This window comes from Streptomyces sp. NPDC059003, assembly GCF_042740445.1.
GTDB lineage: Bacteria > Actinomycetota > Actinomycetes > Streptomycetales > Streptomycetaceae > Streptomyces.
On record NZ_JBHYJH010000007.1, the window covers coordinates 89,366 to 102,063 of the forward strand.

The window sequence follows — 12,698 nt, forward strand, 5'->3', positions numbered from 1 at the left end:
GGTCAGCCGCGTTTGAGCGCGGCGGCGAGCTCGGTGGGCGTGGGGCAGTCGAACACCGCGCGCAGCGGCAGCGTCGTGCCGAACGTCTCGGTGACCTTGGCCAGCAGGGACATGGCGAGCAGGGAGTGCCCGCCGAGCTCGAAGAAGTCGTCCCGCACGCCCACCGGGCGCCCGGCGGCGAGGACTTCGGTGAACAGGCGCGCCATCTCCGCCTCCGTCCCGTCGCCGGGCCCGGCGTCGGCCTCGGTCGGCTCCCCGCCGTAGCGTGGCGCGGGCAGCGCGGCGCGGTCGAGCTTTCCGGACGCGGTGGTCGGGAAGGCGTCGAGGACGACGTACGCGCTGGGCAGCATGGGGGCGGGGAGGGTGCGGGCGAGCGCGTCGCGCAGGCCCGCGGGGGTGCCGTGGGGGCCGGTGCCGTGCAGGGTCAGGTACGCGACGAGCCTGCGGTCTCCGGGGCCGTGCTCCCGGGCGACGACCACGGCCCGCGCCACGCCGTCCTGTGCCGTCAGCGCCGCCTCGACCTCGCCGAGCTCGACCCGGAATCCGCGGATCTTCACCTGGTGGTCGAGGCGCCCGAGGAAGTCGAGCTCGCCGTCGGCGAGGTGCCGCACCAGGTCGCCGGTGCGGTACAGGCGGCCGCCGGGCGGTCCGAACGGGTCGGGCACGAACCGCTCGGCGGTCAGGGCGGGGCGGTTCAGATAGCCGCGGGCGAGCCCGGCGCCGCCGATGTGCAGCTCGCCCGGTGTGCCGGGCGGCACCGGCCGCAGTGCCTGATCGAGGACGTACAGGCGGGTGTTGGCGATGGGCCTGCCGATCGGCGCCCTGCCGTCGGCCCGCTCCCCGACCCGCCAGTGGCTCACCTCCACGGATGCCTCGGTGGGCCCGTACAGGTTGTGCACGGCGACGTCCGGGCCGAGCGCGGCGAGCACGGTGTCCGCGAGGTCGCGGTCGAGGGCCTCGCCGCTGAGCACTAGCAGCTTGAGGCCACGCAGCGCGGGCAGCTTCCCCGCCGCCGCGAACGCCCGCAGCGTCGACGGCACGAAGTGCGCGACCCGCACGCTCTCGCCCTCGATGAGCCGGGCGAGGTGGTCGGGGTCGCCGTGCAGGCCCGGCTCGGCGAACACGAGCGTGCCGCCGCTGGTGAGCGGCCAGAAGAGCTCCCACACGGACACGTCGAAGGTGACGGGCGTCTTCTGCAGCACGCGCAGGCCCGGCTCGGGCGGCGTCAGACGGCGGGTCCAGCGCAGCCGGTTGACCACGGAGCGGTGGGCGACCTGGACGCCTTTGGGCCGGCCGGTGGAGCCGGAGGTGTAGATGACGTACGCGGCGTCGTCGGGGCGGGCCGTGGGGGCGTCCGGTGCGGTGGCCCGCTCGGCGGGGGCGGTGGGCGGGGCGTCCAGGAGCAGCGTGTCGACGCCGTCGGGCAGCGCCGCGGACTCCTCGCGCCCGGTCACGGCCACGGCCGCCGCGCTGTCCTGGAGCATCCAGCCGATCCGTGCGCGCGGCTGGCCCGGGTCGAGCGGCAGATAGGCGGCGCCGGTGGCGAGGACGCCGAGCAGGGCGGCGGGCAGTGCGGGGCCGCGCCGCAGGCACACGGCGACGACCCGGCCCGGCCCCGCGCCGCGGGCCCGCAGGGCGGCGGCGATGTCAGCGGCCCAGTCGACGAGTTCGCGGTACGTGAGCTCACCGCCCGCCCCGCGGCAGGCGGGCGCGTCCGGGGTGCGCGCGGCCCGGTCCCACACCAGGTCGGTGAGGGTGGTGTCCGGCACGGGCTCGGCGGTGTCGTTCCACGCGCCGAGGACGTGGGCGCGCTCGCGCTCGGGCAGGACCGGGACGCGCGAGAGCGGGAGGTCCGCCGCGTCGGGCAGCGCCCGCAGGACGGTCTCCAGGCGCTCCGCGATCCGTACGGCGGTCGCGTGCTCGAACAGCGCCGAGCGGTACTCCAGGGTGATGCCGAGCCCGGCGCCGCCGCCCACCTCCGGCGGCTCGGTGACGTAGAAGGTGAGGTCGAAGATGGCGGCGCCGGTGTGCAGCGGCAGGCCGGTCGCGCGCAGCCCGCGCAGGTCGAGCCGGGCGTGCCCCTCGTCCTGGACCACCATCACGTCGAACAGCGGTGAGCGCCCCGGAAGGCGCGGCGGCGCGAGCTCCTCGACGAGGCGCTGCATCGGCACCCGGTGGCGCACGGCGAGCCGCACGGTGTCGTGCACGCGGGCGACGAGTTCACGGACCGTCGGGTCGCCGTCGAGGTCGCCGCGCAGGACGAGCGTGTCCGCGAAGAAGCCGACGACGTCCGCGCGCGCCGCGTCCCGCAGGGAGACGGGCGCGCCGACCGCGATGTCCGTCTGCCCGCTCATACGGGCGAGCAGGGTCTGCACGGCGGCGAGCACGACGGTGTACAGGGACGTGCCGGTACGCGCCGCCAACTGCCGCAGCGCCACGGCCGTCTCGGCCCCGACCGTCAGGTGGTGCACCCCGCCCGCGTGATCGAGCGCGGCGGTACGGGCCCGGTCCGTGGGCAGGTCGAGCGGCCGCAGTCCGTCCAGGCGGCGGCGCCAGTGGGCGAGCGCGCCGGAGTCCCCGGCGGCCTCCCGCTCCTCCCTGCGGAGTTGGCGTACGGCGAAGTCCCGGTGGGCGGCCTCCGCGCGCGCCGGGTCCGGGGGCGGGCCGCCGTCGAGCGCGGTGGCGTACGCGTCCGCGAGGTCCCGCAGCACGGTGGCGAGCGACGCGCCGTCCACGGCCAGGTGGGAGAACGCGAGGCCCAGGACGTGCTCGTCGTCGCCGGTACGCAGCAGCAGCGCGCGCAGGAGCGGGCCGCGCGCCAGGTCGAAGGGCTGCCGCGCGAGCTCCTGGAGCCGGGCATCGACCAGGTCCGCGCGCTCCGCCCGCGCCGCCTGCTCTGCCTGCGCCGCCGTGTCGCGGAGGTCGTGCACGGCCAGCGGGGCTGCGGCGTCGTCCGCGGCGAGGACCCGTCCGGCCGGGCGCCCCCGCACGCTGGTCGCGACGGTGCGCAACGCCGGGTGCCGGACGGTCAGTTCGCGCAGCGCGGCCGCGAGGGCGGTGGCGTCGAGGGGGCCGGTGACGCGGTAGGCGTACGGCAGGACGTAGCGGGGGCTCTCCGGTGCGAGGCGGTCGAGGAAGAGGAGTCGGCGCTGCGCCGAGGTGAGGGGGATGTGATCGGGCAGGACCCCGGCCGCCTCGCCCTCCCCCGCGTCGGGCGCCCCGGACTCCGCACTCCCCGCGGTCGTCCGCCCCTGCCCCTGCCCCCTCTCCACTGCCCGTGCGAGTTCCGCGACCGTGCCGGTCTCGAAGACGGTGGCGACCGGCAGCTCGATGTCCGCGCGGGCGCGGAGCTCCGCCGTGACGCTCATGGCCGTCAGGGAGTTCCCGCCGAGGCTGACGAAGCCGTCGTCCGCGCCGACGGGGGCGATGCCGAGGGTTCGCGACCAGATGTCGGCCACCAGTCGCTCGGCGGCGGTGCGCGGGGCGATGTACGGCGTAGTGAGGCGGGGGCGGAGTCCGGACGGGGCAGGCAGGGCGCGGCGGTCGACCTTGCCGCCCGCGGTCAGGGGCAGTTCGGGCAGGAGCACGTACGCGCTGGGCAGCATGTGGCTCGCGAGACGGTCGGTGAGGTAGGCGCGCAGCGAGTCGTCGGTCAGGGGCGGCTGCCGGTCGGGGCCCGGGACAGATCTCGACTCCGATTCCGGCTCGGGCTCGGGCCCCGGCTCCGGCTCCGGCTCCGGCTCCGGCTCCGGCACCAGCCTGAGCTCCGGCCCCAGCTCCGGCCTGGGCTCCGGCTCCGGCCTCGGCGCCAACTCCGGCCCCGGCCTGGGCCCCGTCTCCGGCTCCAACTCCGGCTCCGGATCCGGATCCAACTCCGGCTCCGGATCCGGCCCCAGCCTGGGCTCCGGCTCCGGCCCCAGCCCCGGCCTGGGCTCCGGCCCCAGCTCCGACCTCGGCTCCGGCCCCAGCTCCAGCCTCGGCGCCAACTCCGGCTCCGGCTCCGGCTCCAACTCCGGCTCCAACTCCGGCTCCAGCCCCAGCTCCGGCCCCAGCCCCGGCCTGGGCTCCGGCCCCAGCTCCGACCTCGGCTCCAGCTCCAGCCCCAGCCTCTGCGCCAACTCCGGCCCCGGCTCCGGGACGACGTACGCGACGAGGCGTGGCGTGCCGTCCGGGCCGGCCGGCCATGCCGTGGCCGCCGCGCGGGCCACGCGCGGGTGGGCGCGCAGCGCGGCCTCGACCTCCGCGAGCTCCACGCGGGCGCCACGGATCTTGACCTGGTGGTCGGCCCGCCCTCGGTACTCCAGGCTGCCGTCCGGGAGGCGCCGGGCCAGGTCGCCCGTGCGGTAGAGGCGTGCCCCCGGCCGGTCGGGCGAGGGGTCGGGCACGAAGGCGGCCGCGGTGGCGCCGGGCCGGTGCAGATAGCCGCGGGCCAGGCCCCGGCCGCCGACGCAGATCTCCCCGGTCTCGCCGGGCGCGACCAGGGCCGGTACGTCGGTCCGCAGGAGCCGCACGTACGCGCCCGGGATCGGCTCCCCGAGCGGCACCCGCTCCCGCCGCGCGTCATCCGCGCCGACGTCGTGCCAGGTCACGTCGGCGGCCGCCTCGGACATGCCGTACACGTTGACGAGCCGGGCGTCCGGGAGGCGGCGCCGGAACTCCGCGGCGAGGGCGGCGGGCAGCTCCTCGCCGCTGCACAGCCAGCGCGTGAGGCGGACGGGCGGCTCGGCGCCGGCGGCGAGCGCGTCCAGGAGCGACCGCAGCAGGGAGGGGACGAGGACCAGGCGGCCGCAGCCGGTCTCGTCCAGAAAGCGCAGCAGCAGCCGCGGATCGCGCGCCGCCGATTCCGGGACGACGGCAAGAGTGGCGCCCGCGCAGAGCGGAGCGAGAATTTCCCAGACGGCGTCCACGAAGTCGGGAGATGTCCGCTGTGCGGCGATCTCCCCGGCTTCGAATGGGTAATACGTGTCAATCCAGTGAAGACAATTGAGGATTCCCCGATGAGTACCGAGAACTCCTTTCGGGACACCGGTCGAACCGGATGTCCGCACAATGCAGGCGAGCTGGTCCTGATGCCCTCCCGCATTCTCGGGTGAAACGTCCCTGCCGACCTCCGCGCACTCCGGCTCGCATCGGACAACGGCCGTATTCATACCCACGAATCGCGCCGCCAACCGCGTGTCCGTGAGGACGGCTACGGGGCGGGCCCCGGCGAGGAACGCCCGTACGTGGGCGGCGGGTTGGGCCGGGTCTGCCAGGAGGAACGCGCCTCCTGCCCGGAGGGTGGCCAGCATCGCCACGACGAGGTCGGTGCCGCGTGGCAGGTGGATGCCGACGGGGGTGTCGGGGCCGACGCCCAACTCCCTCAGCCGCCCGGCCAGTTGTCTGGACCGGTGATTCAGCTCGCGATAGGTGGTGGCGTCGCCGTCATTCAGGACGGCGATTCGGTCCGGGGTCCTTGCCGCCCATTCCTCGAATAGGACGTGCACGCCGACGGGTTCGCCCATGACCGCCCTCCCCCATGTCGGTTGCTTGATCAAAGTAACCACGGGGGCCGCGGGGCGTCAATGAGGCGTCGGGAAGGTGGAGTTACCCGAATTCCCCCACGAGGCGCCCGGCCCCGCCGGGAATAGCCCGTCCGGCGTTTGAGGACGAGGCGCGCAGCGCCGGATAAAAGGGGGCCCAGGGGGCGGAGCCCCCTGCCCGCGGCGGAGCCGCTGATTGATACAGCGGGAAGCGGCGGGAATGGGGAGAGCCCCCGCCAGGGTTACCCTCGTACCCGCCCCAGCGACCCGCACGCGAGGTGAACGAGACGATGCGCATCGGCGAACTGGCCCGCCGCACGGGCGTGAGCGAACGCTCACTGCGCTACTACGAGAAGCAGGACCTCCTGTCATCGGAGCGCACCCCCGGCGGCCACCGCGACTACCCGGACTCCGCGGTGGACCGCGTCATCCGCATCCAGGAGCTGTACGCCGCGGGCCTGCACAGCACGAAGATCGCCCAGCTTTTGCCCTGCATGCGGGACACGGACGGCGGCCCCTCCGAGATCGCCACGCCGCTCCTCGTGTCGGAGCTCAGCGCGGAGCGGGACCGCATCAACCGCCAGATCACCGACCTGATCCGGTCCCGCGAGGTCCTGGACGACGTGATCGACGCGGCCGCCGACCGCTCCCGGCAGGCCGCGCCCACCGGCTGAGGGACAGCGGCACGAGGAGCGGCGGCGTCGCCAGGATCAGCAGCCCGGCGGCCGCGATCGCGGTGCGCGGCCCGGTGACGGCGGCGAGCAGGCCCCAGAGCCCGGTCAGGACCGCGACGGCCGCCTTGCTGCTGACCGACCACGCCGTCAGGGTGCGGGCGACCAGGTCCGCCGGGGTGTGTTCGAGGCGGTAGGTGACGTACACCGGGTTGAACACCCCCATGCAGGTGATCATCCCGAGTTCCACGGCCATGACGAGCACGATCCCGCCCGCGCCCGGGCCGACCGCGGCGAGGCCGATGAGCCAGCACACCCGCAGCACCCCGGCCGTCCGCAGGACCTCCCGCCGCCCGAACCGCGCGACGAGCCGTGGGCTGAGCCGCGACCCGATCAGGCCGCCGGCGCAGGGCGCGGCGAAGGCGAGCCCGTACTGCCAGGGCGCGAACCCGAGGTCGCCGAGCATCAGGACGGCCAGCGGCGGCGATGCCGCCATGATCAGACCGCTGACGAGGACCGTGTTGAGGAACAGCGGGCGCAGCACCGGGCTGGCCAGGATGTGGCGCCACCCGTCGAGCAGTTCGCCCGCGCGCAGCCGCGGCGCCGCGTCCGCGCGCACGGGGCGCGGCTCGGCGCCGCCGATCGCCCGGATCCCCGCCGCCGAGAGGAGGTAGCTGACCGCGTCGGCCACCACGGTCAGGACCGGGCCGAAGAGCCCGATCGCGGCCCCGCCGAGCGGCGGTCCGAGCATGGTGGCGGTCCATGCCGTCGCCTCGAACCGGCCGTTCGCGGCCAGCAGGTCCCGCGGCCCGACGAGCGCCTTCAGGCAGGCGCCGCTCGCCGCGTTGAAGGTGATGTCGGCCGCCGCGACGACGACCGACACCACCAGGAGTTGTACGAAGCTGAGGCAACCGAGGGCGTACGCGGCGGGCACGCTCAGGAGCGTCGCGCACCGGGTGAGGTCCATCGCGACCATCACCGGCCGCTTGCGGCGGAACTCCACCCACGGGCCGAGCGGCACCGCCACCGCCGCCCCCACCGCGAGCCCCGCGGCCGCGAGCGCCGCCACCTCGGACGGCCCGGCGTCGAGCACGAGGATCGCGATCAGGGGAAACGCGTCGAAGGCGAGCCGCGTACCGAACGCACTGACCGCGTACGCCGCCCACAGCCACCGGAAGCCGCGCCCCAGCGACCGCCCGTCCTTCATGCACCGCACCCCTCGTCGACCGACGACATCCGACGGCGTTCGGCGACATTCAAGTGAGCGAGCCGGTGGCTGATCAAACAACTACGGCATCCGCACGCTACAACCAGTGGTTGTGGGTCTAGGGTGACCGGTATGGATCTCGACGCCGTGCGCACCTTCGTCGCCGTGGCGGACACGGGGCAGTTCCAGGAAGCGGCGGCCCAGTTGTCGGTCACGCAGCAGGCGGCCTCCAAGCGCGTCGCCTCGCTGGAGAAGAGCCTGGGTGTGCGGCTGTTCACACGCACCGCGCGCGGGGCGCGGCTCAGCATCGACGGGCAGGCGTTCCTGCCGCACGCCCGCGCGCTCCTCCAGGCCGCGGAGCGGGCCGCGGCGTCCGTGCGGCCCGGCAGCCGTGCGCTGCGCGTCGACGTGATCGGGCGGCGGCTCGCGCCCGCGGAGCTGCTGCGCGACTTCCACCGGGCGCGGCCCGGGACCGACCTCGACGTGGTGACGCTCTTCGACGCGGACGCGGCCGTCGCCGCCGTCAGGTCCGGCACGATCGACGCGTCGTTCCGCGCCGTCACCGTGCCCGGGCACCGGCTCCCCGACGGCGTCGAGACCGCCCGGGTCCACGACGAGCCCCTCCAGCTCCTCACCGGACCGCGGCACGCGTTCGCCACCGCCCGCGCGGTGACGCCCGCGCGGCTCGCCGGGCACCGGATCTGGATGCCCGGCATCGTCCACGGCACGGAGTGGGCGGCGTACTACGACGAGTTGGCCGCCGCGTTCGGGCTCACCATCGAGGTGACGGGTCCCGACTTCGGCACCGAGCCGCTCCTCGACACGATCGCCGACTCACCGGTGCTCGCGACCTTCGTGGGCGCGGGAACGCGCCTGGTCTGGCCGGCCGGCCAGGATCTGCGGCGCGTCCCGGTGCACGACCCGACGCCGGTCTACCCGCACTCGCTGATCTGGCGCGGCGACAACCCGCACCCCGCGCTCGCCGCGCTCCGCGCCCATCTCGGCACCGCGCGTCCCGGCACGGGGACGTGGACACCGGTCTGGGCGCGGTGACTGCCGAGTGACCGGTGACTGCTGGGCGACGGCTAGAGGACAGGCGCCCGCGGTCCGTTCGGTGCCTCCTGGCGCCGGTCCACCACGGACCGCGCGACCTCGGAGACCTCGTCCTGCGACAGCTGCCGATAGCCGTCCTCGGTGACGAGGGCCACCAGCGGGTAGAGGCGGCGCGTGAGGTCGGGGCCGCCCGTGGCCGTGTCGTCGTCGGCGGCGTCGTACAGCGCCTGGACGGCCGCGAGGACGATGTCGTGCTCGGACATGCCCTCGCGGTAGAGCTTCTTCAGGGAGCCGCGGGCGTAGACCGAGCCCGAGCCGGTGGCGGCGATGCCCCGCTCCTCGCTGCGGCCGCCGGTGACGTCGTACGTGAAGACGCGCCCCGCGCCCCGGTCCAGGTCGTACCCGGCGAACAGCGGGACCACGGCGAGGCCCTGCATCGCCATGGCGAGGTTGCCGCGGACCAGGGTGGTCAGGCGGTTCGCCTTGCCGACCAGGGACAGGGCGGTGCCCTCGATCTTCTCGTGGTGCTCCAGTTCGAGCTGGAAGAGCTTGATGAGCTCCACGGCGAGTCCCGCCGTGCCCGCGATGGCTATGGCCGAGTGGCCGTCGGCGGGGAAGACCTTGTCGTACTCCCGGTGCGCGATGACGTTGCCCATCGTCAGACGGCGGTCGCCCGCGACCAGGACGCCGTCCGCGTACGTGGCGGCGACGATCGTGGTGCCGTGCGGGGCGTCGAAGCCATCGTGCGGCGTCGGCAGGGAGCGGTTGGCGGGCAGCAGATCCGGTGCGTGCGCCGCGAGGAAGTCGACGAAGGACGAGGTCTCGGGAGCCATGAAGGCGGGCGGGAGACCGCCCGTGCCGTGCGAGCCGTTGTTCATGTTCCCTCCCGGGCCTGCCGCCGCGTGTCCGGCGGACGACGGATCTTGGGCGCACCCTACCCGCCGCCCCCAAATACCTAACCCCGGGCCGGAGTTGCCGGACGCACACCGGCCCGTAACAGGACGGGGCCGTCGGCAAGCCGGTCCGTACCGACCGCTTGACGGCCCTTCGCGTCTGCCGTAAATCCAGTAGAAGCACATCGGGTCTGTGAGCGCTCTCAGCCTTCACTTCCCGATAACAGATTGTCATGCACGCACCATGTCCTGAACTCCCCCCACTCGAAGCGATGTGATGACAGTGCACCCCCTCCCCCGGCGCCGCCGCGCGGCGCTCTGCGCGCTCTCCCTGGTCTGTTGCGCCCTGGCCGTGACCCCCGCGGGCGCGTCGGCCGCACCCGCGCCGCGCCCCGCCGGAGCCCTGGCGTTCTCCGACGACTTCAACGGGCCCGCGGGGTCGGCGGTCGACGGCGGCAAGTGGCAGACCGAGACCGGCGACAACGTGAACAACCACGAGCGGCAGTACTACACGTCCGGCACCAAGAACGCCGCGCTCGACGGCCAGGGCAACCTGGTCATCACCGCGCGCAAGGAGAACCCGGCCAACTACCAGTGCTGGTACGGCCGGTGCGAGTACACCTCGGCGCGGCTCAACACCGCGGGCAGGTTCACGCAGACGTACGGCCGCGTCGAGGCCCGCATGAAGGTGCCCCGGGGGCAGGGCATGTGGCCCGCGTTCTGGATGCTCGGCGCCGACATCGGCAGCGTGGGCTGGCCGAACTGCGGCGAGATCGACGTGATGGAGAACGTCGGCTTCGAGCCCGGCACCGTCCACGGCACGCTGCACGGCCCCGGGTACTCCGGCTCGGGCGGGATCGGCGCCGCGTACACGCTGCCCGGCGGCGAGGCGTTCGCGGACAGGTTCCACACGTTCGCGGTGGACTGGTCGCCGAACAAGGTCACCTGGTCCGTCGACGGACGCGTCTACCAGACCCGCACCCCGGCCGACCTCGGCGGCAGGCAGTGGGCGTTCAACAAGCCCTTCTTCCTGATCCTGAACCTCGCGGTCGGCGGCTACTGGCCCGGCGACCCGGACGGCAGCACGGTGTTCCCGCAGCGGCTGACCGTGGACTACGTCCGCGTCAGCTGACGGCGGTGCACCCCCGATGACTTGGCGAAACATCCCGTGCGGTGCAGGATGCCCGCATGAAGAGTGACCTTTTCTCGAAGCAGCACCTGGCGGAGCCCGCCACCGCCCCGGGCATGACCGTGCAGAACTCCAAGTCCCTCAGGTACGTCGTGAACGGCGAGATGCTGGCGCGGCAGGGCGCGATGATCGCCTACCGCGGGAATCTCCAGTTCGAGCGCAAGAGCCAAGGCGTGGGCGGCATGCTCAAGCGTGCGGTCACGGGTGAGGGTCTGCCGCTGATGACCGTGCGCGGCCAGGGCGAGGCGTGGTTCGCGCACGAGGCGCACAGTGTGTTCGTCGTCGACGTGGAGCCGGGCGACGCGCTCACGATCAACGGGCGCAACGTGCTGTGCTTCGACGCGTCCCTGAGCTATGAGATCAAGACCGTGAAGGGCTCGGGCATCAGCGGCGGCGGGCTCTTCAACAGCGTGTTCACCGGGCACGGCAGGCTCGGCCTGATGTGTGAGGGCGAGCCGCTGGTGATTCCGGTGACCCCGCAGTCGCCGGTGTACGTGGACACCGACGCCGTCGTCGGCTGGAGCGCGAACCTCGACACATCGCTGCACCGTTCGCAGTCCATCGGCTCGATGCTGCGCGGCGGCTCCGGCGAGGCGGTGCAGCTGATGCTCCAGGGCGACGGCTTCGTGATCGTGCGGCCGAGCGAGGCCCAGCCGCAGAAGCCGCAGCAGCACTGAGCGGGGTGGCCGGCCGCCATGGGGCGGCCGGCCTCCGCGCCGACTCCTCAGCGGGCGACGGCACTCGGCGCCGCGGCGGGCGCCCCTTCCTCCGCCCCTTCTTCCGCTCCTTCTTCCGCCCCTTCCGCCTCTTCCGGCCGCGTGAGGTGGCGCCGGAGCATCGGCAGGGCGGACACCGTCAGGACGAGGGCGAGGGCCCCGGCGGCGACCGACACCGTGACCCCGGCGGTGGCGCCGAACCGGTCGTAGACGACACCGGTGACGGCCGCGCCGATCGCGACGCCGCTCTGCAGGCCCGCGATCATCCACGTCATGGCCTCGGTGAGCGCGTGCTCCGGCGTCGTACGCTCCACGATGCCCATGACCACGACCATCGTCGGGGCGAAGAACACGCCCGCGAAGAACACCACGACGACCATCCCGGCCACGCCGTCCACCAGCAGGAACGGCAGCGTCGTCAGCGCCGTGCCGGTCACCCCGACGAGCAGCAGGCGCGGCAGCGGAACGCCGAGCCCGCGGGCGCCGAAGGCCAGGCCCGAGATGCCCGAGCCGATCGCGTAGACGGCGAAGACCAGTCCCGCGAGGGACTTGTCGCCCGCGCGCTCGGCGAACGCGAGGCCCATCGTGTCGACCATGCCGGGGATCGCGCCGCCGCACAGCAGGACGAGCGCGAGCACCAGGACCGGCGGCGAGAGGATCGCCGACGCCTCGCCACCCTCCCGCGTCCGCGGCTTCACCGGCGGCTCGGTGCTCTTCTGGGGTACGAAGAGCGCGACGCCGACGAGCAGGAGGAGCCCCGCGGCCATGGGGGCGGCCTGCGGGAACAGGGCCGTGGACAGGATCACGGCGAGGGCCGGGCCGATCACGTACGTCAGCTCGTCCACCACGGACTCCATCGAGTACGCCGTCGTGAGCCGCGGGGTGCCGCGGTAGAGCTCCGTCCAGCGGGCCCTGACCATCGCGCTCATGCTCGGCATCAGGCCGGAGAGCAGCGCGAACAGGAACAGCGTCCAGCGGGGCGCGCCGGTGGAGGCGCACAGCAGGAGCCCGGCGAGGCCGAGCACGCTGACGCCGGTGGCGACGGGCAGGACGCGGCTCTGTCCGCGCCGGTCCACCGCCTTGGAGACCTGTGGCCCGAGGAACGCCATGGAGAAGGTGAAGGCGCCCGCGACCAGGCCGGAGAGCGCGTACTCGCCGGTCGTCTCGGACAGCATCGTGAGGATGCCCATGTGGGTCAGGGGCAGCGGAAGGCGGGCGAGCAGGCCTGCGGAGCTGAAGGCCTTCGTGCCCGGTGCGGAGAAGATCTCGCGGTATGCGTTCGGCATTGCCTGTCCTGTGAGTGGAATCGGCCCTCGGTCCGTGCGGGCACACGCATCCACGCGGTGTGCGCGGGCCCGCACGGACAACAACTGGGACTATGGTTCCACTTTCTATCACGTCCGGTCCGGAGCGCGCCCGGGCGGTGGAACGGACGTTGACCGCCTGT

Annotated in this window: 8 protein-coding genes; 4 read left to right on the plus strand and 4 right to left on the minus strand. The window is 74.0% G+C overall.

Annotation, left to right across the window (positions count from 1 at the left end; genetic code table 11):
* Window positions 1-2: 2 nt before the first annotated feature.
* Window positions 3-5,504 carry an amino acid adenylation domain-containing protein gene (locus tag ACFWZ5_RS06150; protein ID WP_384788893.1) on the minus strand — a complete coding sequence of 1,834 codons (5,502 nt, stop codon included), beginning with the start codon at window positions 5,502-5,504 and terminating at the stop codon, window positions 3-5.
* Window positions 5,505-5,812: 308 nt separating this feature from the next.
* On the opposite strand from ACFWZ5_RS06150, the gene ACFWZ5_RS06155 reads away from it, so the two are divergent.
* Window positions 5,813-6,196 (plus strand): MerR family transcriptional regulator, encoded by a 384-nt coding sequence (locus tag ACFWZ5_RS06155; protein WP_384788896.1) that lies wholly within the window; start codon window positions 5,813-5,815, stop codon window positions 6,194-6,196.
* Here ACFWZ5_RS06155 and ACFWZ5_RS06160 read toward each other — a convergent pair.
* On the minus strand, window positions 6,108-7,400 hold the full coding sequence (locus tag ACFWZ5_RS06160) for an MFS transporter (protein ID WP_384788899.1): 1,293 nt from the start codon (window positions 7,398-7,400) through the stop codon (window positions 6,108-6,110). The two genes, ACFWZ5_RS06155 and ACFWZ5_RS06160, sit on opposite strands and share 89 nt — an antisense overlap.
* Window positions 7,401-7,532: 132 nt before the next feature.
* Here ACFWZ5_RS06160 and ACFWZ5_RS06165 point away from each other — a divergent pair, with 132 nt between their 5' ends.
* On the plus strand, window positions 7,533-8,453 hold the full coding sequence (locus ACFWZ5_RS06165; protein ID WP_384788902.1) for a LysR family transcriptional regulator: 921 nt from the start codon (window positions 7,533-7,535) through the stop codon (window positions 8,451-8,453).
* A gap of 32 nt (window positions 8,454-8,485) precedes the next feature.
* Here the strand turns inward: ACFWZ5_RS06165 and prcB are convergent, their stop codons facing one another.
* Complete coding sequence (gene prcB / locus ACFWZ5_RS06170; RefSeq protein WP_384788905.1) at window positions 8,486-9,331, minus strand: proteasome subunit beta; 846 nt, start codon at window positions 9,329-9,331, stop codon at window positions 8,486-8,488.
* 292 nt (window positions 9,332-9,623) lie between these two features.
* On the opposite strand from prcB, the gene ACFWZ5_RS06175 reads away from it, so the two are divergent.
* Together ACFWZ5_RS06175 and ACFWZ5_RS06180 are read left to right on the plus strand one after the other, a co-directional pair.
* Complete coding sequence (locus ACFWZ5_RS06175) at window positions 9,624-10,478, plus strand: family 16 glycosylhydrolase (protein ID WP_384788908.1); 855 nt, start codon at window positions 9,624-9,626, stop codon at window positions 10,476-10,478.
* A 56-nt stretch (window positions 10,479-10,534) separates the two neighbouring features.
* Window positions 10,535-11,212: an AIM24 family protein gene (locus ACFWZ5_RS06180; protein ID WP_384788911.1), complete on the plus strand. Its 678-nt coding sequence runs from the start codon at window positions 10,535-10,537 to the stop codon at window positions 11,210-11,212.
* A 47-nt stretch (window positions 11,213-11,259) separates the two neighbouring features.
* Here ACFWZ5_RS06180 and ACFWZ5_RS06185 read toward each other — a convergent pair whose 3' ends face one another.
* Entirely contained in the window at window positions 11,260-12,537 is a 1,278-nt protein-coding gene (locus ACFWZ5_RS06185) for an MFS transporter (RefSeq protein ID WP_384788913.1), read from the minus strand.
* Window positions 12,538-12,698: the final 161 nt, after the last annotated feature.